Origin of the sequence: Rheinheimera riviphila, assembly GCF_004005945.1 — a bacterium.
Classification (GTDB): domain Bacteria; phylum Pseudomonadota; class Gammaproteobacteria; order Enterobacterales; family Alteromonadaceae; genus Pararheinheimera; species Pararheinheimera riviphila.
On sequence record NZ_SACS01000013.1, the window covers coordinates 107,683 to 131,918 of the forward strand.

Here is a 24,236-nt window from a genome sequence, read left to right on the forward strand (position 1 = left end):
TTTTCGAAAAGATCGGCATGCGTTAAGGTGATGGAAGCAACCAACCAGATGATTTGCAGGGAAAATGCACTGATGCAGTTCGCCGCAGAACCAAATGCAGATAAGTCGTATATCCGGCAGTTAAAACGACTGATCAGCAGCCTATTGTCCGTCAGCAAATTCCAACATTCGATGTATGGCCAAGCCAGTCAGTTTTTTGAGCGGGACGCCAGCGCACGGCACGAACTACAACAACTGGAGCAAAGTTGGGAGCACAGCCAGCACCAACTAAAAAGCGCCACCGCCAAAACCGAAGCCAGGCTGATTGCCCAGGTGCAACAACACCGCCAGGCATTTGTTGATGCCGAGCAACAGTACCAGCAAAAACGGCTGTATCGGCAAAGCCAGCTGGTGATGTTGTGCCAGCAGTTTCTGCAATTAAGTGAAGGTAATAGCCGCAGCGAGACCATTTTACGCTCGTCAAAACTGCTTGGTTGTCTGCAACTGTTAGCCCCAAGCGAGGGGGAGCAAATTACCTCGGTGCAGCAAAAATACAAACCTTTGTATAAAGCCGCTTTAAGTTTACGCTTACTCGACCATCTGCTGGAACGGGGTCTGGTGACCAATAGTTTTATTCTGCAAAAAGCCGAACTTCGGCAGAACGGCGGTGAGCCGGATCAACCCTGCCCGTTTCGCGATGATGTCCAAATTCCGATGCTGATGGCGCTGCTGCTGCAAGACGTCGGGCATTATCATCCGGACGCAGTGTCCATTTTATGTGGACCACACGGCGAGTTATCGCGCAGCCGCGAGCTTGACGTCGAAGAGCGGCAGCAATTTTTGGAAGTGAGTTTACAAGCCAGCCTGCGTTTTTTACTGCATGGCATCGCCGCACCGAGATATCGCGGCAATTCACGGGCCGAGCGCGACGAATTTGAGAAAAACGAACAGGACAAACTGGCCTTTGCCGCCACTTTATTGCGTAACGCCAATACACCCGGCGTTGGCATTGGCAATCTGGTGAAAATTCCGCAAGTCTACGCATCAGCGGTGTTGCCGGGGCGCAATCGTTTTGACTATCAGGCGCTGCCCAAAGTCGCGTTGATTATCAAAACCGGCGCTAGTCAGGGCCGATTTGACGCCAGAATGGCGGACGCTTTGCTGACCATTACCGGTATATTTCCGCAAGGTTATGGCATTGTATTTCTGCCCAAACCACAACCTGGCCAGGCGGTGGAACGTTACGAGTTTGCCATCGTCAATTCGCTGTACCCGCTGCAAGCCGAAGTGCCACTGTGCCGCATCGTCACCCGCAATCTGCAATTTAAGCATATCGGCCAAAATTGTACCGTCAGCGTGGCGCACAATCTTTATTTTAAACCGGCGCGTCAGCAGCTGGCGATTATTCCACAGGCCAGACTAAGCGACATTTTGAGTAAATTATCGTCCGGTTTTGAACCCGGCCAGCTGCGCCATATGCTGCCACGTTATTGGCATCCGGATGAGTTTTTCGCCGATCCGAAGCATCAGAATTTGTGGAACCGCACTGAATTACTCAGCAACTAAGCTGCTCAACAATTAACTTTCCTTTTTCCCCGGAGCCGAAATGTCGGAAGCCTTTGTATCTGAAAAACAAAAAATGCTCAGTCAGCAGTGGTTTAATCCACGGGATCCGGAGCTTACGGCAAGCAGAGCGCGGGCGAAAAAACTCTGCCGTGAGCTCAATAGCTGCACGCCTGAAGCCTTTAAAGCCGCGCAGCACATCGCCAAGCAGCTGTTCGGCAAGGTGCAGGGTTGTTATCTCGAACCGGACTTTTACTGCGACTATGGTTTTAATATCGAGCTCGGCGCGCGGTTCTACGCCAATCATCATTGTGTGATGCTCGACGCAGCACCAATCCGGATTGGCGATGATGTGATGTTAGGGCCGGCGGTGCAGTTGTATACCGTCACGCATCCGCTGGATGCGGCACTGCGGCAAAGTGGTATCGAACAGGCAAAACCCATCACCATCGGCAACAGAGTCTGGATTGGCGGCGGCGCTATCGTACTGCCGGGTGTCACCATCGGCGATGACGCGGTGATTGCTGCCGGCAGTATTGTCACCAAAGATGTACCTGCAGCAACCTTGGTCAAAGGAAATCCCGCTCGCTAACGACCCCTTTTTAATATATGTGCACAAAACCGAATGATTACGGCGTTTTTACAGCGAAATTATGCACTTTTTTGTGATAATGGTTTGGGTACAATAGCCGCCTTGTTGTTGTACAGGATTGCCCGCTCATGAATCGTTCGTCCCCGTCACTGGCCTTAATCATGTTATTGGCCGCAGTGATCGCCACCACTCCGCTAGCGATTGACATGTATCTGCCCGCCATGCCGCAGCTGGCAACTTCTTTACAGACCGATGGCCTGATGGTGCAACAATCGCTGAGTATTTTCCTGGCTTTTTATGGCATTGGCATGTTGCTGTTCGGGCCGCTGGCCGATGCGATTGGCCGCCGGCCCCTGGCGTTATGGGGTTTGGCCATCTTCTTTGTCGCCAGTGTCTTGCTGAGCCAAACCGAAAGTATTGAATGGTTTTTAACCTGGCGCGCGTTACAGGCTTTTGCCGGCAGCGCCGCGACTGTGGTGATCCCGGGCATTATTCGTGCGTTATATCAGGAACATACCGCTAAAGGGATGTCCTATGTGTCAATGATGATGATGCTGGCGCCGTTACTGGCACCCGCTATTGGCAGTCTGGTGTTGTATGTCGCCAGCTGGCCATGGATTTTCGCAGTGCTGGCTGGCTATGCCCTGGTGATAGGCGCTTTTGCCGCTAAATATTTGCCGGAAATTAATACCAAAGCGCAGCGCAGCAAACTGGACTTTTTTGGCTCTTACCAAGTGGTGTTTGCCCATCGCCAGGCGCGGCCACTCATCGCTATCTCAATGTTCGCTTCCTTTAGTTTTTTCTGCTTCTTAACTGCAGTGCCCTTTGTTTATATTGAATTTTTTAAGGTCGACGAACAAACCTTTAGCCTGCTATTTGGCATTAATGTGCTGATGTTGATTATGGCTAATTTTACCAATAGCCGACTGGTGACCCGTTTTGGCAGTCATAAAATGCTAAAAGCCGGTTGGTGTAGCGCGCTGTTGTTTGCTTGCGGCTTATTGGTGGTGAGCGTGGCGGAGTTACCGTTATTGTGGACGGTGCTGATGATAGCGCCATTGATGGCGAGTTTGGGCCTGATTGCTACCAATGCCGATGCGCTGATCCTGATTGCTTTTCCAAAACACAGCGGCACGGCAACGGCGGTGATTGGCACTTTAAGATTTGGTTGTGGTGCTTTGGCGGGGCCATTATTGGCACTGTTCGCCAATGGCGGCACCGTGCCTTTTGCCGCGTTAATGCTGGGTGGTGTGGTGGCGATTACCATTGCGCGTTGGTTTATTCAGCCGGTGTCCGCACTAAACACTGGCAACATCGCATCAAGCAGCGCAGCCCCCTCAAACGACTAGCTGTGCGCTCGCTCTGCTTGCAGTTCCGACTGAAGCAACGCCAGAATTTCCGGACTGCGTCTTAACAACCGCAGTTTGGCAAATAGCTGTTCCGCCTGCGGATATTGCAGTTTTAAATAGCTAAACCATTGTTTGATCCGGTTGGAATAATACAAACCTTTGTCGCCAGCGATTTCGTATTCGGAATAACGCATCAGTAACTCGAGCACTGCAGGCCAAGGCAAAGCATCACCGCCGCTGGCAATCCGAGCCGCCAGATTCGGCTGCGCCAGCGCACCTCGACCTAACATAATATCGCTGCTGCCGGATTGCTCGCGGCAAAGCGCTGCGTCGGACGGCTGCCAGATTTCACCATTGGCAATCACCGGAATGCTCACCACTTCCCGAATTTTAGCAATCCAGGGCCAATACGCCGGCGGACGGTAGCCATCGGTTTTGGTACGGGCATGGACTGTAAGTTCGCTGGCACCCGCAGCGGCGAGCGCAATCGCATTATCGAGCGTCAGACTGGTATCTTCATAACCAAGGCGCATTTTGGCGGTGACCGGAAACTGCGCCGGTACGGCCTGGCGGACCGCTTGCACAATGCGATATAGCTGCTCGGTTTCGCGTAGCAGTACAGCACCACCTTTGCTTTTATTGACGGTTTTGGCCGGACAGCCAAAATTTAAATCGACACCTGGCGATCCTAACTGCACGGCACGAAAAGCATTTTCGGCCAGCCAGTTTGGTTCCTGCCCCAGCAACTGTACCCGGACCGGTGTGCCAGCGCGGGTTTTGCCACCTTGTAATAATTCCGGGCAGAGCCTGGTAAACACCCGCGCCGGTAACAGCTGATCGACCACCCGCACAAACTCGGTGATGCACAGGTCGAAGCCACCGATTTCGGTCAGCATTTCCCGCATCAGGTGATCAACCACCCCTTCCATCGGCGCCAGAATAATTCGCATGTCACAGCCTCAGTCAAAACGGCCGTCAGTGTAATAATTCTGCGGCTTAAAAGCCATATTAGTCGCGGACACATTGGTTTTTACCGCCAGCCTGTTCTGAGTTACACTATGCAAAGTTTACGAGTCACAGAGTGTCGTCATGAGTTCAAGCAAAGCGTTAAAAAAGAAAATCAGTAAAAGAGCTAAACAGAAGAAAAATATCCAGGTGAAAAACTCCATTCGGCTGAAAAATGCCAAGCTTGCTGAAAGCGCAGCTGTGGTGGCTGAAGCGCCGGAAGTGGCAGCCGAAGCATTAGAGCCAACATCAGACCAGGCATCAGACTCAGCAGCCCCAGCCAACAGCTAAAGCGCGGCGGGTCGCAGCTGCACCGTGACCAGCGCATGGTCACTGCTGTAGCCATCAACAGCGAACACCGGTTGTCGCAGATGTTGATCCACCACCCACTGCCGCTGCACCAGCGGTGCAAAGTCAGCAGATAACAGAATGTAATCCAGCACCGAACCTTTGGCGCCATAATAATGGGTGGCCGGGCGCGGCTCTGGTTGCTCCGGCTGCATTATCCAGCTGTCTTGCAGTTGCAACACGTTGTCTGGCGGTTGTGGTTGCGCGTCACCTAGATCTACACTTAGCTCAGCAGTTGGCTGAAAACTTTGCGCCAAACTTTGCACTAAAATCTGCAACAACGGCGAGCTTAACTCATCGTTAAAATCGCCCAGCAACATTACCGGTAACTTGTCCTCTGCCCACTGTTCAGTGATGGCTTCGAGCAACAAACCGGCCTCATTACCACGCTGCACACAAGCCGCCCAACGACTCAGCGCTTCAGCGGCTGGCAGGTTTTGCCCTTGCGGCAATGCCAGTGGCCGGCGCGATTTCAGATGCACCACATAACAATTACAAAGTCCGATCTCTGGCAGTTGCACCAAGGCACGCAGTGGTGCCCGGCTGAAATTAAAATGGCTTAAACCTAAGGCGTTGGCCGCGGCTTGCGGCACCTGCACGGCATTGCTCTGGACAATGGGATACTTAGACGCCAGCGCCACCACTGGTTTTTGATATACATGGTCGTCAATTAAGGTGGGCTGCCCGGCCACGGCAAAGTAACCAAAACCAAGTTCGCTGGTTAATTGCTGCAATGCTTCAAAGCTAAACACTTCCTGCAGCGCCAGTACGTCTGGTGCCACATCTGTCAGCACCCGGCGCAGCCAGTCGGTTTTTTGCTGCCACTGCGCGCTGCTATAAATATTGTCAAACTCATAACTTGCTTGCGGCGGCGCCGTGAAATTGAGCAAATTTAAGCTGCTGAGCCGCAAGCTGGCTGAGCTGGATGTTGCTGGCAATGCTTCGGATGATGTGGTCGAAGCGTCCGGTTCAGCAACCACCTCAGTCACTGGATTGGTCCGGATTAGACTTTGGCTGTGGCAGCATGCCAGGCGAGCTGCGGATTAAAGCCTGTAATTGTTGCAACTCCTGGCGAATGGTTTTTAATTCTTCATGCATCTGCAACTGTTCCTGATCCTGCGCTTGTTTATCCAGAGCCCGCTCCAACGCATGTTCTTCATCGCTGAAGGTTTGCATGGTATTGACGATAATCGCGATAAACAAATTCAGCATGGTGAAGGTCGCCACCAAAATAAAAGGGATAAAAAACAGCCAGGCATAAGGGAACACTTCCATCACCGGCCGCGAAATACCCATCGACCAGCTTTCCAGCGTCATCACCTGAAACAACGTGAAAAACGAATCACCAATGGTGCCAAACCACTCAGGAAACGACGCCCCAAAAATCTTGGTGGCGATGACGGCAAACACGTAATAAATCAGTACCAGCACCATGCCAATTGAGGCCAAGCCCGGCATGGAGCCAAGCAAAGCCGACACCACCCGCTTCATCGATGGCACTATCGACAACACCCGCAATACGCGCAATACCCGCAACGAACGCAGAACCGCCAATGGCCCGGACGCCGGAATTAGGGCAATCGCGACCACCGCGAAATCAAATAAACTCCAGGCGTCTTTAAAAAATGCGCCGCGATAAGCAAAAATTCGCAGCAGCAGTTCCAACACAAATATCCCCAACAGCAGTTTGTCTAAACTCACCAGCAATGGGCCATATTGCGCCATCAATCCGGCGGAAGTTTCCATACCCAGCAACACGGCATTGATGAGAATTAACGTCAGAATAAAACGGCCAAACCAGTTTTGTTCAACCAGCTGGATAACCCGCGCCTGCAAACCCGTTGGTGCATCAGGTAACGATGTCGTCATGGAACACTCCTGTCATCACATTGGCGGCGATTGTAGCGACTACCTACTCAGATGCCCAGATCTTTGCTCTTGCTAAAACCGCCTCGCTGCTTTTAAATCTTCAATAACATCCAGGGAGGGACCATGAACTTTTTAATCCGTCTGATCTTTATCGCTATTCTGGTTTTTTTGGGCTGGCGTTTCTGGACACAGCAGCAAGTCGGCAGCTCGGTTGAGCAGCTCACCCACCAAGTACTGAACCCGAAATCACCTTATTGCCAGAGTCCGCTTGGCTGGCGTTTGGGCAGGCTGGATCCGGCGTTTAATCTCACTGAAGCGCAAGCAATCCAGCTGATTAGCACTGCCGCCGACATGTGGAACCAGGCCAGCGGCCAGCAATTGTTGCACCACGACCCGGCGCACGGATTTGTCATCGATTTTAAATTTGATGCCAGACAACAGCAGCTGTTAAAACAACGGCTGTTGCAACGGAATCTGGCGCGTTATGACGATGCCATTCAACCTGGGCTACAAAATCTGCCAGAAAAATTTGCCGAACTTGATGCCAAGATTGCCGAATTTAATCAGCAAAAAGCCCTTTTACAACAGCAAATCAGCCAGTTTCAACCGAACGCCCACAACGCCGAAGCCCAAAGGCGGCAGCTGGAGCAGCAGCAACAAAGTTTAGTCAGGGAAGCCGATTGGCTGGAACAACAAAGACAGCAACTGATGCGGGATCAGGATTATCTGAATGAAACCATTCGTCAGCGCAATGAGTTGGTGCAGACCGCAGAGCAACCCACGGCAGCAGCCTCGTTTGAAGTAGGGCTAATGACCATCAAACAGCTGCAGCGGCAGATGACTATTTTTGCTTTTTCGTCTGAAACCGATTTAATCGCCACCATCGCCCATGAATTTGGTCACGCATTTGGCATTGCGCACACTGAAGAACCCGATTCGATTATGTTTCATCAACTGAACGCCCAACAACAACAGCTGACCGCGGCCGATATTCAAGCCTGGCAAAGCACTTGCCAGGCCCAGTAAGCAATGGCCAAAGCCGCTATCAACATGCTCAGGCCGGTAAGCGGAAGTAATTAATTTTATCACTCAGCGAATGGGCAATTTGCTGTAAATCGACCGCCGCGCGCTGCACTTCAATTGCGGCGCCATTGTTGTGCTCAGAGCTTTGATAAATATGGTGAATATTCTGATTAATCTCATCCGCCACCACACTCTGCTGCATCGCGGCGCTGGCGATTTCGCTGCTCATATCCCAGATCTGACGGGCACTTTGCTGCAACGACTGCAAACCCTGATTGCTTTGTTCAACATGCAGTTCCACTTGCTGCACTTCAGCATTACTTTTTGCCATCGCATGTACTGAACTTTGCACACAAGTCTGCAACTTCGAAATAATTTGCTGGATGGCCTGAGTCGACTGTTGGGTGCGATTGGCCAAAGTCCGTACTTCATCGGCGACGACGGCAAAACCACGGCCTTGTTCACCAGCGCGCGCCGCTTCAATCGCCGCATTCAGCGCCAGCAGGTTGGTTTGCTCGGCAATACCCCGGATCACTTCCACCACCTGGCCAATTTGCTGACTATTCTCCTGCAGTTGCTGCATAGCGCCAGCCGATTCAGCGATATCCTGCCGTAAGATACTCATCGCCTGTTTGGTTTGGTGCATGATCTGGGTACTGCTGTTGGTCTGCTCACAAGCTTGTTCTGCTTGCTGTGCCGCTTGTTGGGCGCTGTTGGCAACCGAGGTGACTGAAGTGGTCATTTCATTCATCGCCGCGCTGACGGATTCAATATCGCGTAACTGCCGCGACAAGCTGGCAGTCGCTCCGGCACTGTTTTGCTGTAGTTGCTGCGAATTCGCCCGCAATTGCTGACTGGCGCTACTGACATCGTGGATCACTTTCACCAGTTGCAACACCATCTGATGCAACGAATGCAACAAACTGCCGGATTTTACCCGCTGCTGGTCCAGTTTCACATCAAGCCCTCCACCGGCAATATCACGGACCAGGCCAGAAGCTGTGGCCGGTTCGGTGCCTAATTGCCCCAGGATCCGTTTCGCGACATGGGTTCCAGCTACGGCGCTACCAATAAAAGCCAATAAGGTGAAGATCACTAAACCATAGAGTTCATTGCGATAAGCCAGATCAGCGTCGACATTCACCAGTTTTGCCTGGTCCAGCTGATATTGAATTAACAGCGAAATTTGCTCGCTGATCGGGTCGATATGCTGATACAGCGGGCCGTCCAACGCCGTCAGTTGCCCCGTCACTTGCCCGGTTAAATTTTCAAGTTGCCGGATGGTCTGGGCAACCTGTTGATCAGCCACCTGTAATAGCGGTTCAGTGCTGCGGATCAGCTGAGTTTCATCCGGCTGATGCGGTTGCTGCAGATAAAGTTGCCATTGCCCGGCAATCAGTTGCTGTGCAGCCTGCAGCTGTTGTACCGCCTGCCCGGCGCTAAAAAGTCCCTGATTGGCTTTGTTCACCGCATCAATCACATTCACCGCATAGGCGTCGGATATTTGTTTCAGGCTACTGAGCGGGATCACCCGTTCCAGGTATAACGACTCGATGTTTTGATGCATGGCCTTGATTGAAAAATAACTTTGGATGCTTAATCCGAGCATCAATAACAGCGGTACAGCGAAGGCATACAGCAAGCGGGTTTGCACGGTTTTGGCTTTGGTCATTGGCATCTTCTAATGTGGCGTTCAAAGAGCGGTCTGATGCCGTCTGATTCAGTAACAGCAGCGAATTCCTGACCTGAAGTTGAACATGGTGGTCGCCTGGAGGGATCCTGATCCAGGGTTAAATTTCAGTGAGCCTGAATCGTTTTAGGGTAAGCGTCAATTGCACTTTAGTCGATGACTTTATTGCGCCAAATATTGATTTGACGCAATTTACAACGAATTTCGAGGCAGGTTTAGACGGCAGGCAGTTTTTTATCTTGTTGCATCGCGACTAAGTACAATAAACGATCAAGATTGAGTTTTTGGTACGGCATCGTTCGCAGCGGTTTACCTGGGCGTTCGATACAAAGTTGCTGATCTTCAAAGGTCAGTGTGGCATTGCACAGCAGGATTTGATGGCCATCAATCCGGTACTGACAATGGGCTATTTGCAGAAATTGTAGAATACGCGAGCGCGCTGAATTGATCATGGGTGTAGCACCTCTTGTTGCTTTTTATAGGGTTAGCGCGGTTTCACCATCACAATCAGCGCTACATCTGACCAGACACACCGGCACGCCCCCTCTGGCCCGGATGACGGCAGAAAGCCCGACCTGAGGTGGGCTGTCGATGATTGTCTCTGGTGAAATCGCATTGGTTCTGACTCTGGCAGGCCGGTTGAAGTTCCGCTAGTCACAGCCAAAAGTGCCTAAAAAATCAACAAAGCTCCCGTTCTGGGGAAAATCAGCGGTGGTCGGCCGGTACCTTGTGCAGTTTCAGCCACAGATCATCGAGCACTTTGGGGGCATCCGCCGCAGCACCACCAAAATTCCAGGCCGAAGTTTTTGGAGTTAGATCGCGCAGCACGCCTTCACCGGTTTTATCCCAGGTCGACAGGTAAATTTCTGCATTGGTCCAATCCTGAATGCCCAAAGCTTGCCCTTGATAGCTCACCGTGATGAGTTTTTTGGTCAGATCAACGTGGAGTTGTGGCGCGGCGCCGAGTTTAGTGCCGGTTTGTCTGTCGCTGGCACCCTGTGCATTAAACACCGAATTGCCCCAGCCAAACATAAAATGGCCGAGCTGCCAGCTTTTACCTTGCGGCATTTGCTGATTTAGACCAGGTAAAACGCTGGCTTTGGCGAGATCCGGGCGGTTTGGCAGATGGATAAAAATGGCAAAATGCACATTATCAAAACCATTGGCTGGTGCCCAAAACTGACTGATTTGCTGCATCTGGATTTGCAGCTGCAAATTGCTGCCACCGGCTTTGGCCGTGACGCTGCGGATATCCAGTTGCTGCTGCGAATGTTCATGTTGTGGTTGTTGATAACTGCCGGTTGGCCCGCGATCATCGTTTTCGGGATCAGCCACTGCAGCTTGCCACTCGGGCGTTGTCACCCTGGTCTGATAGCTAATCTCTGAGCTGACCCAGTCTAAAGTTGGCGCATACAGCCGTAGCTGATGTTGTTGTTCGCCTAAATCCCGGACCGGTACTGTGATGCTGAACCGGCCTTGCGCGTCACTGGTAAAGGGCGCAAATTTTTGTAAATCGCCGTTTTGCACCAGACGCAGCGGTAGCCTGGCATGATTAATTTTTCCTGCCAGCACGAAGTCTTGCGACAAGGGCGTTGCAGCGGGTTGTTGAGTCAAGTGCATCGATGCGGCGGCGGTTTTCGCAGGCGTCACCGCAGAGTTAGCAGATGCTGGCAACGGCTGCAGCACCAACACTGCCCTCGCCGGCAATTCCAGCGTCATGTGCCCTTCGCCATCGGTACTGATTGGCGCAGGCTTGGCGCCATGCTGCCACAACAACTGCCACTGCCGGTTATTAAACCCTGTTGGCAAAGCGGCGACCAAGCGTGGACTATCGGCGGTATTCATCAGCACCACAATCGGCGCTGCTGGCGAACTTTGCTTGTTTGCATTCGGGGCTTGCGGTGACATCTGATAGGCTAAGATACCTGCAGCATTGTCGTCCGCCTGCAATAACGACCAGTCGCCCCGGCTTAGCACCGGATAGTCTTTGCGTAATTTCGCCAGGCTTTGGATTAACTGATACATCATCGACTGGGTTTGGAACTGCTCTTGGCTATCTCTGGTATTCCCCCAACCTCCTTGAAACATCGCCTGCCGGGTTTGGGTTAACAACTGCTCATCGCCTTGATAAATCACAGGAATACCAGGAATGGTAAAAAGCAATGCATAGGCCTGAATAAAAGCCTCCACGCTGCCAGCAGCTAAAAACCGCTTGGTATCATGATTATTGATAAAAGTCGGTAGCAAATGCGGGTTGTCAAACAAACTGCTATGTTGTTGCAGCCGGTAGCCCAACAACGCCGGCGGTCGACCTTCAGCCAACACCGCATTGATATCAAAATACAAAGGGAAGGCAATCACCGAGTTTAATTGTGGCTCGGCAGCCGTGCCCAAAAATGCCTGCAACTGTTGTTCACCATCATTCTGGAATGGCTTTGAAGCGGCAAACACTTCACCAAAGGCCAGAAAGTGCTGTTTGCCCAACTGGGTTGCCGCAGCAAAAATGCCGTCCGGGGCATGCAAAAAATCGCGCCAGAAGTCATGCTCGACATATTTGGCAGTATCAATTCGAAAAGCGTCCACCCCAACTTGCTCTAGCCAATAGCGGTAACTTTGCTTCAATGCCTGACGCACTTTTGGGTTCGAGGTATTTAAATCGGCAAGGCTCGCCAGCTGATAATTAAATTCCTGGCCCGGGATGGTCGGATCAACAATCGGCGGCGTCCAGTGGTAAATATCGGCGGCAGCGTGTTCCGGGTTCAGCCGATTGATTTGTGAAAAAGGCCATTGGCTGGGCGCTGCTTGCTGGCTGGTTTTGGCTTCATATAGCGCAAAGTTTTTCGCGGTGTTGTTGGCATCGTATTCACCAGAGTAACCAAAAAAGTTACCGGTGTGATTGACGACAATATCCTGAATTAAATACATTTTTCGTTGATGCAGGTCATTGGCTAATGCGCGGTAACTGGTTAAATCGCCGTAATGCGGATCTACTTTGGTAAAATCCGTCGCCCAATAACCATGATAACCACCATACTGAGCTTTTTGACTCCACCATTGGTGCGCCACCGGCGGTGTTAACCAGACCGCTGTTGCACCAAGATTTTGAATATAATCGAGTTTACTTTGAATACCCGCCAAATCACCGCCGCTGTAGTGGCTGGATTTGGCCGGATTGTATTCGCCAGCGCCCTGATCGTTATTGCTGGGGTCGCCATCGGCAAAACGGTCGGTCAGCACAAAATAGATGACTTGATCGCGCCAGTCTGGTGAGGGTAACTGGCTGACTGTTGGTATTGGTGCTGCTTCAGGCTTCGGTTGCAATGTTGCTGTTTCAGCCGCAGCCGCGCCGCCTGACCAAACCAGCAGGTAGCACAAATACCCCAACTGGCAGCGGCGGCGTATCATTTGGCCATCCCGCCACAGCTATCCAAAAAGGCCTGATGATCCGGCAACCTTGTCGCTGTCACCGCCATAATATCTTTTAGGTTTTGCATTAAATCGCGCAGTTGCTCGTCACTTAGCGCATTCACGAGAGGGTGATAATCTTTTGGGATTAACCCCTGGCCAATCAACACCTGCTGCCAGGCGACTTCACTAAAAAGCTCATCCTGCTCGCGAAACACCCGGCCGGTTGCGGCAAAAATTTCCATTTTCCGCGCCAGCGTCTCAGGAATATCCATCGCCTGACAATCGCGCCAATATTGGCTGTCGCTGCGCTGGTTCAGCTTGTAATGCAGAATGATAAAGTCACGGATTTGCTCAAATTCAATTTTTGACTGGCGGTTAAATTCATCACGGTCGCTATCTGCAATGCCCTGATGCGGGAAAAACTTCAACAATCGAAACACCCCGGATTGGATCAGGTGAATACTGGTCGATTCCAGTGGTTCTAAAAAGCCACTGGATAAACCAATGCTGACCACATTACGATGCCACTGTTTTAACCGCCGACCAGTGCGAAACGAAATTTTGCGTGGCTCGGCCAGCGGTTTACCATCAAGATTGGCCAGCAAAGTGGCTTTGGCTTCTTCATCGCTGCAATATTTACTGGAGTAAACAATACCGTTGCCAATGCGATGTTGCAGCGGGATGCGCCATTGCCAGCCATTGGGATGGGCGATTGATTTGGTGTAAGGGGTGATTGGTGTCACCGACTCACAAGGCACCGCCAGTGCACTATCAGCGGGCAGCCAGTGCGACCAGTCCTCAAAACCGGTGTTCAGCGTTTTTTCAATCAGCAAACTATGTAAACCGCTGCAGTCGATAAATAAATCACCGCTGATCTCCACACCGGATTTCAGCACCACCGAAGTTACATCACCACTTTGTGGGCACTGTTTCACTTGCGCTATGGTGCCTTCTTGGCGTTTTACACCCAAAGGCTCAGCAAAACGGCGTAAATACTGGGCATATAACCCGGCGTCAAAGTGATAGGCATAAGCTAAACCGGGCAGATTGACGCCTTCGATGCGATCGAGTCGGCCAAATTTATGTTGTTTGGCGGCCTGATAAGTCAGTGAAAAGTCCCAGAAATCAAAGCCCATGCCTTGCTGCTGACTTTTCAGCCAAAAATGATGGAAGTTACAAAACGGGAATTCTTTGCCTATAGCACCAAAGGCATGCATATAACGCTCACCAGGTGTGCCCCAGTTTTCGAACTCAATACCTAACTTAATAGTGCCTTTGGTTTCGCGTAAAAAGGCTTTTTCGTCGATGCCAAGTGCAGCGTTAAAGTTAATCATCGGCGGAATGGTTGCTTCGCCGACGCCAACAATACCGATATCGTCGGACTCGACCAGCGTGATATTGATCACTTTGCCAAGCATCTTTACCAGTAGCGCAGCGGTGATCCAACCGGCAGTGCCGCCACCGACCACAACAACATTTTTGATGGCTTCTGTCGTATTCATGAAAGCTCCACAGCAAGGTTCGACGGTTTAACTTTGTCAGCGATCCGGTGATTACGCAACGGTGACCACTGAAGTCGATTCGGCTTTTCCGGACATATTTATAAAAAAACCCCGGGGCTGCCGGGGTTTTTAAGTCACTCTGGAAGATTACAGCTTGTAGCTGAAACCTAACAGGTAAGTGCTGCCGTAGTCTTGGTAATCACCGATTTTAAACGCGCTGCCTTGTGTAGAAACAAACGGCTCTTCGGTTAAGTTCTGACCTTGCAGGAAAATTGACAGGCCATCAAGCTCTTTGTAGCCAGCTTCGCCAAAGTCAAAACCAATTTGTGCATCAACAATGGTTTCGCCTTTAACATCAACTTGTTTAGCGTCAAAGCCAAGGCCATAGACCTCACCTTTAAAATTACTACGCTTGCGGGCACTTACCCGAGCCTGAAAGCCACTATTTTCATAAAACGCAGTGGCGGAATACAACTCTTTTGACAAGCCAGGCAGCTGATAATCCAGACCTTTGAGATCTTTAATATCCTGATCCACCACAGTGTAACTTGCCATCAGACCAAAACCATCAAGCACATCACTAACAATATTCAGTGGCAATGTGGCTGCGAATTCAGCACCTTGCAGCGTACCACCATTGCCATTCGCTTTACCTGAACCGGAAGCTTTCGAGTTTGTTGGTACGATACCCGTACTTGGGTTCGCCACACCGACTAAATCAACTTCATAGGTACCGTCGAAAATCCACTCGCTTAAATCTTTCCAGAAGTATGCGATAGAGAAATAACCTTCATCGCTGAAATAATTCTCATAGGACAGATCAAGACCTAAGGCTTCTTTTGGTTCTAGCAGTGGGTTGCCACCATTGATACTCCAGTTATTACCGTTATCATCCACTTTAGAGGGATTATAAGTGGCTCCAACCGACGCATTCATTTCATCCAGACGCGGACGTGATAATGTTTGCGCAGCACCAAACCGTACAGTTTGGTCTTCTGCCACATCAAAAATCAGGTTCAGGCTAGGCAATAAATGTGAATAGCTATGGCTAACATCGGTTGGCGAAGATACGATCAAGCCGCTACTTGCCACACCAAATGCCGTGCCTTGTGACGATTGTTTGGTGTCGAGATAACGCAGACCCATACTACCAGTCACCGGGATATCACCAATTTCAGCTTCTAAATCTGTTTGCACGTACAGCGCAACGACGTCTTCCGACACTTTCCAGGTTTTGAACGAGTGACTTTGGTTGGTCAGACTTTCCGCCAGCAGGTTGTAATAACCGTCTTTCAGTAAAGCACCTGAATCATAAGCAATCATGTTGCCCATACCGATAAAGTCCAGCGACACAGTGCCTAAACGGTACTGCTCTGGTACTGACACCATCGCTGGGAAGTCTTTCAGCGTCATAAAGTAACCTTCAGACTTTTTATCTTTGTCGCGGGTTTTAAACGATGCACCGTAACTCACTTTGGTAAAGATACCAGCGTCGTCCAACAGCTGTGTCGCCGCAACTTTCAGGGCTGACAACTCGTCGTCTACTGTTGGCGTATTGAGAAAACCATCTTGCGCTGAGTTGTAATAGATACTGGATTCAGTCAGACCATATTTGTTATTCAAGGCTGTGCTGGCGCCCCAGCTGCGTGGGCCACCCAGTTTAATCAGGTTGTAATCACCGTAGTTCAGGCTTGGGCTAAAAGTCGCGCCGGTGTTACCTGGTTTAAACTCATAAGTTAAATCGTCACCGACACCTTCTTTGTCACCACGACCGGTACCAGAGTAGCTTTCGAAACTCCAGATATCACGGGATACTGACGAGTGGCTGGCGTCAAAGTTCAGACTCCAGTTGTCATTCAGGTTGTAATCGAGGTTCAGACCAAAAGCACTCAGTTCAGCTTCACGGTTTTCCAGGTCGTTACGAACTACTAAGTACTCATTGGTAACCTTGCCTTTGGTGACAAAACCAGTCGCCGGGTCAACTTCCAACGCCGAAGATCCGCGGTTGTAACCCCAGGCAAACGGAATTTCAATACCACGCAGAATTTTTTTATCAGTAAAATCAACATATAATGCATCAAACGTCATTTTCAGTTTGTCAGTTGGCGCAGCTTCAATCACCAACAATGCTGAGTCACGATCTAAAGTTGAAGAACGGACAAATGGCTTGGCACCACCTAATACCGAGTAGTTTTTACCGGCGACAGTGAAATCAGGGTAACCCCAGGCGTTCCAGCGTTTTTCCTGGTTTGGCGAGCTCATTTTTGAATAAGCAAAAGCCACACCGATGGTGTCGTTGGCGAATTTATCGATATAAGAGAAAGTGCCACGACCACCGGCATCGTTGCCGTCAGGGTTCAGTTTGTCAAAACTGGTCATTTCATACTGACCGTTAAACTGAATGGTACGTTCGCGGCTTAATGGCTTAGCGGTTTGCATGTCAATCACACCGGCAATACCTTCAGCTTCCAGGCTGGCATTCGGTGTTTTATAAACGGTGACACCGCTCATAATTTCAGAAGGATACAGGTCAAACTCAACGCCGCGGTTATCACCAATCGACACTTGCTCACGACCGTTAAAAGTGGTGGCGCTTTCGTTCTCACCAAACCCACGGATGCTGACGCGGCTGGCACGGCCATCGAGGCGCTGTGCGGTTAAACCAGGTAAACGGGCGATCGATTCAGCAATACTTGAGTCCGGTAATTTACCGATATCTTCAGCAGAAATCGACTCAACTACGTTGGTGGAGAAACGTTTGGTGTTGATGGAATCGACCACCGAACGGCGGAAACCTTTGATTTCAATAGTTTCAATAGCAGCAGCTGCTTTAGCTTTTTCGCGGGCTTCGGTCGGTGATAATTTTTTACCGGCATCTTCGACTTCCTGCGCTGAATACGCTGGTAAAGCGACGAGACCACCGGCGGTTAACGCAAGCGTTAACAGACTGAGTTTGAAGTTTGGCATTCCTGTTGTCCCCGATGTTGTTTTTTTATGTTTGACATGCTTGTTGGGCAACAGCGCATATCAAATTGCTTGTGCGTGTGAGATCGATGCTATTGATAAACTCAATCCGTCTGCACAACAACATGAATACGTATTCAAAATGTCTAATTTGCGCTATTGGGGTGCGCAGCCGTAATTTCTTGCCCAAACAAGGTGCAAACCACCCAAATTGTTTTGATAGGGAAAAGTCTGATTACAATGAAAATCAACAATATCGCAGCTTTTAAGCAGTAAAACAGCCAATTAAGTCACATTTTATAGCGGTAATGCTGTGAATAAAATCGCCGGTAAAACGTACAGACCTCGAACAACCATCGTACAACCACAGTGCGGTTGGGTTAAATTGGGGCAAACCGCGTCCGATAAACACATCAAAATGTAAGCGTTTTACTGGGAATTTAAATGAGAATTGAATGCACGCTGCATACGTATGCATGCCGAAGAAAATGGAAGGTTTTGAGGCACCAAATGTTGCTGTGTGAAAAGACTTGCACTTTCGCGGTGCAACCCATGGTGACGGTTGCTTCGGTTGTGACAAAATCCGGCGTACTGCCGCTATCGCGGCGAGTAGCGCCCTACGTAAGCATTGGATTTTATTTGGTATTTCATTTTAAAAATGAAATATTGTAGGGCGGACTCGGCCGAAGGCTAGTCCGCCAATTGCTAAAATCAACCCGAAAAGAGCAATACCTGCTCTTCAGCGGCATGTTTTCAGAACAATCGCTGCCATTTGACGAACAACTCGGTTTGCCAATCGTTGCTATCGTCGGCTTTATAGGTGGTCTGACTAAACTCCAGGCCCCATTTCACTTCATCAGCCTCTTCACGCCACTGCTGCTCGGTGCGCCAGGCCAATACCGTACGGGCTGGTAACTGGGTCTGAGTCCACTGCGATGGTAATTCAACCCGCGTACCATCCAGATTCAGCTGTAACCAGGAAAACTTGTTGTGCCAGCTGGTGTTGGTATCGAGATGCGTCAGAATACCGATATTCACAGCGCGGCTGTCATTGTCATAAGGGCTGCCCATACTGCGACCATAGCGCCGGTAGCCGTCCTGGTGAAAAGTGTGTTCATACAAACAGTTGGCTTGACGGTCTTCACTACAATTCACTGTGGTATCGACCCGGTCAAGATAAACACGGCTGTTGATCTCATGCAGATAAATTTCAGCGCCAAGCTGGTAAGCATTTTTATATAACTTCAGTTTACGACTGTTAAAATCGTCGGCAGTCTGGGTGCCATACACCGCATAAGGCCGCCCGGCGATAGTACCAGACCAGCGCAAATCAAAGCCTGCCACCATGTTCTCAAAGCCTTCCAGCGTGCCACCCCGGAACAGGCTATCAAACCAGTCATTCAGGCCATTGCCGTAGCCATCACCGCCGTACTGCATCACCCAGTTAAAGCCAACTTCAAGTTGCGACAAAGGCCGACTGCCAAAACGCGCCTGCCATTGTTTCGCAGAAGGAATCGAAGCACGCTCGCTCAATTGGCCGAAGCTGGTGGTAAAAGTCCAGGGTGGTAACCAGTCGTCACTCTCAGCAACGCTGGAATGGCGCGTGAAGGTGATCCCTGGCACTGGCCGGGCGTTGATGGCGACAATGGTACTGCTGTCCCAGCTTGGGCCCCAATATTTATCGATAGCGCCAACGCTGACAATCCAGTTCCAGGCTTTAAACCCCAGATAACTGCCATCAAGCCGGGTGTCGTTTTGATCATAAGGGTCTTTGATTTTACTGACCTTTAACTGGCCGCTGATATTGTCACTTTGATAATTTGCTTGTACCGCAGCCTGCGCCTTGTCACGTAAGGTATCACCATAACGCACCACAGAAGGCTCGGCGGTTTCACCTTCGAGGCTCACCCGGCCTTGTAATGCCCGGTGATCACGCTGATAAGCGGCTACCACCCGTTGTACCGCTTGTGCCAGATGGGGTGCCAACTGTTCAGAATTCGACAGACGGATATCGTGGATCACCCCTTGCCACATCAGCGGGAAGGTGGTGACTGGTTGTTGGATCACACCTGAATCGGCTAACAACTGAATATCGGAGCGCAGCATCAGGTCATCGGTTCCGACCCACCAGGCCGCCTGGGTGCTCGTTGCCGTCATCAAAGCACTGAAGAGAGCTGTCAGTGGCAACCAACGATTTAAAGAATTCAAAGTGTGATCCTTAATCCATAAAGAATGTGAAGAAATTGCGGCCGATTATACGGACTTAACCCCGAACCGCCAATGCTGATTGGTGACGCTTAGCCTACAGATATGTAACAAACAAAAACGGAGCATCGGGCTCCGTTTTTGCTTTAAAGCGCTCTTCAATAGTGGTTTGACAAACCATCAACTGAAAAGTGTCTTACCAGATTTTCACCCGTACATCATCCGGACGGTGCATGCCATCACCCGGCTTCACGTCATACGCCTGATAAAACTCCGGCATATTCGATAACACACCTTGTACCCGATACATGCCCGGCGAATGCGGGCCGGTGATCACTTGCTGACGCAGCGCTTCATCACGGAATTTCACCCGCCAGACTTGTGCCCAGCCGATAAAAAAGCGTTTTTCACCGGTAAAACCATCAATGACTGGCGCTGGTTTGCCTTGCAACGAGCTTTGGTAAGCCCGATAAGCAACCGTCAAACCACCGAGGTCGGCGATATTTTCACCTAATCCCAAAGCACCTTGTAGTTTTAAATCGTCAATTGGATTAAAGGCACTGTACTGGTCAACCATCAGCTGGGCGCGTTGCTGGAATTGTTCACCGTCTGCTGGCGACCACCAGTCACGCAGGTTGCCATCACCGTCCGAGCGGCGGCCCTGATCGTCAAAACCATGGGTAATTTCATGGCCAATCACGCCGCCAATGGCACCATAGTTCACTGCATCATCGGCATCAACGTTAAAAAATGGTGGTTGCAGAATCGCCGCCGGGAACACAATTTCATTCATCGTCGAGCTGTAATAGGCGTTGACCGTTTGTGGCGTCATGCCCCACTCGCTGCGATCTACAGGTTTACCCAGTTTGTCGACCATCCGCTGATATTCACACTGACTGCTGCGCTGCATATTGCCAATCAAATCATCAGCACTGATGGTTAAGCAGTCGTAGTTGCGCCAAACATCCGGATAACCGATTTTGGTATTAAATTTCTTCAGTTTTTCCTGTGCCGCCACTTTGGTTTCAGCGCTCATCCATTCAAGTTCATTGATGGCTTGCTCAAAAGCGACCCGCAGGTTTTTAATCAGTTGATCCATCCGCTCTTTGGCTTGCGGTTTAAAGTAGTTTTCAACATACATTTTGCCAACCATAAAACCCAGCGCGGTATTAATGGCTTCAACGGCGCGCTCTTCACGTGGTTTCTGCTCTTGTAAACCGCTTAACACCCGGCCGTAAAAATCGAAGCTGGCTTGATCAAAACCACTGCTCAACAGGCTGGCATGATTACGTAACAAGTGAAATTTCAGATAGGTTTGCCACTGCGCCAAGGTTACTTGTTGTGAAATGCTGGCAAAAGCAGTGAAGTAGGTTGGTTGGCGAACGACCACATCAGACACAGCGCCTAATTTAGCGGCGCTGGTAAATGCCTGCCAATCAAAACCTGGTGCTAATGTAGCAAGTTCAGCCAAAGTCATTTTGTTGTAGGTGGCGTTGCGGTCGCGATTCTGCACCCGACTCCACTGTGCTTCCGCCAATTTTGCTTCCACTTCAAATACGGTTGCGGCAGCGGCAGAACCATTTTCCCAGCCGGCCAGTTCCCAGAATTTTGCGATCATCCATTGATATTGTTGTTTGATTTTTTCGGATTTTTCATCGGTTTTCAGGTAATAATCACGATCCGGTAAACCAAGACCAGACTGGCTGGCGCCGACAATATATTGGTCAGAGTTTTTCTGATCCTGACTGACAAACAACGACACCGGTGTACCATAACGTTCAGCCTGCAAGGTTCCCCACAAAGTGGCCAAATCGGTTGCAGATTTCAGGTTGTCAATGGCGGCAAGGCCTGGCAGTAATGGGGCTAAACCGAGGCTGTCGATTTTGCTGGTGTCCAGATATGCGCGGTACAAATCACCAATCTTCTGAGCGTCGCTGCCAGCGTCTGCCGGTTTGGCCGCGGCTTCTTTGATCAGCGTCAGCACGTGCTTATCTGCTTCTTCCCGTAACTCGTTAAAGCTGCCCCAACTGGCTTTGTCAGCAGGAATTTCGGTCTTGGCTAACCAATTACCGTTCACATAACGGAAAAAGTCTTGTTGTGGTTTGATTTGGGTATCCAGATTCGCCAGTTCAATCCCAGATTTGGCGGCGGTGACTGCAACTTCGGCCGATGCAGTAGCGGCGGGTTCTGCGGCGCGCTCACAAGCGGTCAGGCCGAGGGCGGCGGCGATGCTAAAGGCGATGAGTGTTTTTTTATTCATGGTTTTATCCTGCTGTAGCGACAAAAGAAGATTTCAGGCCGAGTGTAGTGAAACAGCATTGAATGTCCAGCCTGCAACACGTCTGTAGCTAGCTTCTGCGATAAAACGATGATTTGACGGGGTTATTACCGGTGATGTCCGCTATAAAAGGAACGGCGCAACTGCAGTTTTACTGGTCTTTGGCTGCAGTTTCGCCGTTTTTCTTCCTTGAGATTTGCCTGAAATTACACCTGATAGGCGGAGGCTTGCGTCCGCAATTTCGCCGCCAGTTCCGCCAACGAACCACTGGCTTCGGCGCTGTGCTGGGCACTGCGGGTGACTTCACCGATACTGATACTAAACTCGCTGATATTTTTGTTAATGTCTTCAGCGACAATGGTTTGCTCTTCAGTCGCCGCCGAAATCTGCACGTTCATATCAACAATAGTGCCCACCGAACTTCTGATTTCGCCCAGCACTTCACCGGCCTGTTGCGCATTATGCACACTGCTGTCGGCATGGGTTTGTGATTGCGCCATCGCCGTCACTGCTTCTTTGGCGGCAGCCTGCAGGTTTTCAATCATGGTGCGGATAGACTCGGTGGCTTTTTGAGTATTGGTAGCGAGGGTACGTACTTCGTCAGCCACGACTGCAAAACCACGACCCGCTTCACCAGCCCGCGCCGCTTCAATGGCAGCATTTAGCGCCAGTAAGTTGGTTTGTGCTGCAATCGATTGGATCACTGCCAGCACCTGGCTGATTTTTTCCGACTCGCCATTCAGCTGTTCAATCACCTGGCTGGCACCTTTAATCGCCGCCGATAATTGCTCAATCGCCTGAATATTCAGAGTGACTTTGTCGTAACCACTCTGGGTTTTTTCATCGGCCTGATTGGCGCGCTCGGACGTTGCCAGCGCACTGGACGCTACTTCCTGAATCGCTGCCGACATTTGGTTGATTGCAGTAGCAATCAGGTTGGCTTGTTGCTCCTGTGCAAAAGCCGTGGTGCTGACTTGCTGGCTGATGCTACTCATTTGCTCCGAAGCTGCCGCCATCATGGTTACTGCTGAGCCAAGTTCAGTGAAAAATTGTTGTACCCGGGCGATGGTCTGGTTAAACGATTCAGCGGTTTCAGCAATTTCATCCGCGCCAATCACTTTGACCCGCAGCCGCAAATCAGAATTCTGTCCGACTTGGGTAATGATCTGGCGCAAATCAGACAACGGCCGCTGAATGGAGCTATAAACCAGCCGCGCCAGAATGGTCAGCGCTATCACCACCAGACTGACCAGAATAATAAACATCTGCATAGTGCCGGAAAATGTATCCTGTGCATGCTTGGTGTAAATTTGCGCTTCTTGCAACTGCAGTTGAATGAGCTTATCCAGCGCCTGACTCAGTGGATCGGCGACGCCATACAATTGCTGATTAAAACCAGCATTTTCGAGCTTTAAAATTGAAGCATCATCGATCGCAGCACGATAATCGGTAATTTGTTGTTGCCATTTTGAAATCCAATCTTCAGCTTTATCGGCCAGACCACGCTCTGAATCTGTCAGTTTGGTGGCCCGGAACGCTTGCCACGATTCGGCAGCAGTGGTGGTGGCCTGCTGGATTTGGGCTGAAGCTGCACTGGCATCCAGCACACCGGCGCGATGTTTATGCAGGGTGTCCACCACTGTCACAGCGTAAGCATCTGATACCGTTTTAATTTGTTGCAGTGGCTTCACCCGGTCCTGATACAGGCTGTCAACGCCAGTCGCTAATTCACGCATATTCAAAATGGAAACAAGGCTTAAAAACACCAGCACTATCAACGGCAATGCCGCAAGGATAATCAACCGGCTTCGGACTTTGAATTGATTCAACATTTGATGTACCTCAAAAATACCATTATGTAACAGATCCTTAGGCCCATTTATCCACTAGTTTGAGCTTAGTTCAGGTTTCAGGATTTGTCGTTTTTGTCCCTCCCCTGGCCATCAATTGCAGCTTGATTGCGTTTTGCCGGTAAATTCTGGATGATAGCGCCAGCAAAACCACAACTCATTAAGGATCAATAATGTCTGCAACCTTGCTTGCTTCAATCGCCGGTTTACCGAGCTTTCTAAGTTTCTTTTTTCTCGCGGTCTTGTTGTTGTTATTATTCGCCCGCATTTATACCTGGTTGACGCCGCACGACGAGGTCTCGCTGATCCAGGCCAATAATCCGGCGGCAGCTGTTGCTTTTGGCGGCGCGCTGATTGGTTTTGGTTTACCTTTAGCCAGCGCCATCACTCACTCCATTTCATTAGCCGATTGTGCCATTTGGGGCGCTATCGCTTTAGTTATCCAGAGCCTGACATTTGTGGCGGTACGACTGACCATCCGCCGGTTACCGGAACGGATCACCCAGGGCGAACTGGCGGCGGGTATTTTTTCTGCCTGTTGCTCAGTGACAGTTGGCCTGATCAACTCGGCCAGCATGACGTTTTAAGACGTATACCGTTTTAACCAGCAA

General features: G+C 50.4%; 17 protein-coding genes. 6 read left to right on the plus strand and 11 right to left on the minus strand.

Annotated elements, in window-relative coordinates; all coding sequences use genetic code 11:
* The first annotated feature begins 72 nt into the window (after positions 1-72).
* The 3 genes from EOE67_RS12885 (at position 73) to EOE67_RS12895 (ending at position 3,483) form a co-directional block, all read left to right on the plus strand.
* Positions 73-1,545: a hypothetical protein gene (locus EOE67_RS12885; protein ID WP_127699518.1), complete on the plus strand. Its 1,473-nt coding sequence runs from the start codon at positions 73-75 to the stop codon at positions 1,543-1,545.
* Between the two features lie 40 nt (positions 1,546-1,585).
* Complete coding sequence (locus EOE67_RS12890) at positions 1,586-2,134, plus strand: sugar O-acetyltransferase (protein WP_127699520.1); 549 nt, start codon at positions 1,586-1,588, stop codon at positions 2,132-2,134.
* A 128-nt stretch (positions 2,135-2,262) separates the two neighbouring features.
* Positions 2,263-3,483 carry a Bcr/CflA family efflux MFS transporter gene (locus tag EOE67_RS12895; protein WP_127699522.1) on the plus strand — a complete coding sequence of 407 codons (1,221 nt, stop codon included), beginning with the start codon at positions 2,263-2,265 and terminating at the stop codon, positions 3,481-3,483.
* On the opposite strand, the gene EOE67_RS12900 is transcribed toward EOE67_RS12895, so the two are convergent.
* Positions 3,480-4,433 (minus strand): tRNA-dihydrouridine synthase, encoded by a 954-nt coding sequence (locus EOE67_RS12900; protein WP_127699524.1) that lies wholly within the window; start codon positions 4,431-4,433, stop codon positions 3,480-3,482. The two genes, EOE67_RS12895 and EOE67_RS12900, sit on opposite strands and share 4 nt — an antisense overlap.
* Before the next feature lie 139 nt (positions 4,434-4,572).
* Here EOE67_RS12900 and EOE67_RS12905 point away from each other — a divergent pair, with 139 nt between their 5' ends.
* Complete coding sequence (locus EOE67_RS12905) at positions 4,573-4,779, plus strand: hypothetical protein (protein ID WP_127699527.1); 207 nt, start codon at positions 4,573-4,575, stop codon at positions 4,777-4,779.
* Here the strand turns inward: EOE67_RS12905 and EOE67_RS12910 are convergent.
* On the minus strand, positions 4,776-5,825 hold the full coding sequence (locus tag EOE67_RS12910; protein WP_206099585.1) for an endonuclease/exonuclease/phosphatase family protein: 1,050 nt from the start codon (positions 5,823-5,825) through the stop codon (positions 4,776-4,778). The genes EOE67_RS12905 and EOE67_RS12910 overlap by 4 nt on opposite strands.
* A complete protein-coding gene (locus tag EOE67_RS12915) occupies positions 5,818-6,705 on the minus strand; it encodes an ion transporter (RefSeq protein ID WP_127699529.1) in 888 nt (295 codons plus the stop codon). The genes EOE67_RS12910 and EOE67_RS12915 overlap by 8 nt, the downstream gene beginning before the upstream one ends.
* Before the next feature lie 123 nt (positions 6,706-6,828).
* Here EOE67_RS12915 and EOE67_RS12920 point away from each other — a divergent pair, with 123 nt between their 5' ends.
* The gene (locus EOE67_RS12920) at positions 6,829-7,731 is read left to right on the plus strand and encodes a matrixin family metalloprotease (RefSeq protein ID WP_127699532.1); all 903 of its coding nucleotides are present in this window, start codon (positions 6,829-6,831) and stop codon (positions 7,729-7,731) included.
* Positions 7,732-7,759: 28 nt separating this feature from the next.
* Here EOE67_RS12920 and EOE67_RS12925 read toward each other — a convergent pair whose 3' ends face one another.
* From EOE67_RS12925 to EOE67_RS12960, 8 genes are all read right to left on the minus strand, one after another.
* The gene (locus tag EOE67_RS12925; RefSeq protein ID WP_164852326.1) at positions 7,760-9,400 is read right to left on the minus strand and encodes a methyl-accepting chemotaxis protein; all 1,641 of its coding nucleotides are present in this window, start codon (positions 9,398-9,400) and stop codon (positions 7,760-7,762) included.
* Positions 9,401-9,633: 233 nt separating this feature from the next.
* Positions 9,634-9,870 carry a hypothetical protein gene (locus tag EOE67_RS12930; protein ID WP_127699536.1) on the minus strand — a complete coding sequence of 79 codons (237 nt, stop codon included), beginning with the start codon at positions 9,868-9,870 and terminating at the stop codon, positions 9,634-9,636.
* 253 nt (positions 9,871-10,123) lie between these two features.
* Positions 10,124-12,823 carry an alpha-amylase family glycosyl hydrolase gene (locus tag EOE67_RS12935; RefSeq protein ID WP_127699538.1) on the minus strand — a complete coding sequence of 900 codons (2,700 nt, stop codon included), beginning with the start codon at positions 12,821-12,823 and terminating at the stop codon, positions 10,124-10,126.
* Positions 12,820-14,328: a tryptophan halogenase family protein gene (locus EOE67_RS12940; RefSeq protein WP_127699541.1), complete on the minus strand. Its 1,509-nt coding sequence runs from the start codon at positions 14,326-14,328 to the stop codon at positions 12,820-12,822. The genes EOE67_RS12935 and EOE67_RS12940 overlap by 4 nt, the downstream gene beginning before the upstream one ends.
* A 147-nt stretch (positions 14,329-14,475) precedes the next feature.
* Complete coding sequence (locus EOE67_RS12945) at positions 14,476-17,295, minus strand: TonB-dependent receptor (RefSeq protein WP_127699543.1); 2,820 nt, start codon at positions 17,293-17,295, stop codon at positions 14,476-14,478.
* A gap of 750 nt (positions 17,296-18,045) precedes the next feature.
* The gene (locus EOE67_RS12950) at positions 18,046-19,500 is read right to left on the minus strand and encodes a capsule assembly Wzi family protein (protein ID WP_127699546.1); all 1,455 of its coding nucleotides are present in this window, start codon (positions 19,498-19,500) and stop codon (positions 18,046-18,048) included.
* Positions 19,501-19,693: 193 nt separating this feature from the next.
* Positions 19,694-21,757 (minus strand): M13 family metallopeptidase, encoded by a 2,064-nt coding sequence (locus EOE67_RS12955; protein WP_127699548.1) that lies wholly within the window; start codon positions 21,755-21,757, stop codon positions 19,694-19,696.
* 224 nt (positions 21,758-21,981) lie between these two features.
* Positions 21,982-23,607, minus strand: a complete 1,626-nt coding sequence (locus EOE67_RS12960; protein WP_127699551.1) for a methyl-accepting chemotaxis protein — start codon at positions 23,605-23,607, stop codon at positions 21,982-21,984.
* Positions 23,608-23,798: 191 nt separating this feature from the next.
* Between EOE67_RS12960 and EOE67_RS12965 the strand changes: the two genes are divergently transcribed.
* A complete protein-coding gene (locus EOE67_RS12965; RefSeq protein WP_127699553.1) occupies positions 23,799-24,212 on the plus strand; it encodes a DUF350 domain-containing protein in 414 nt (137 codons plus the stop codon).
* Positions 24,213-24,236 lie beyond the last annotated feature (24 nt).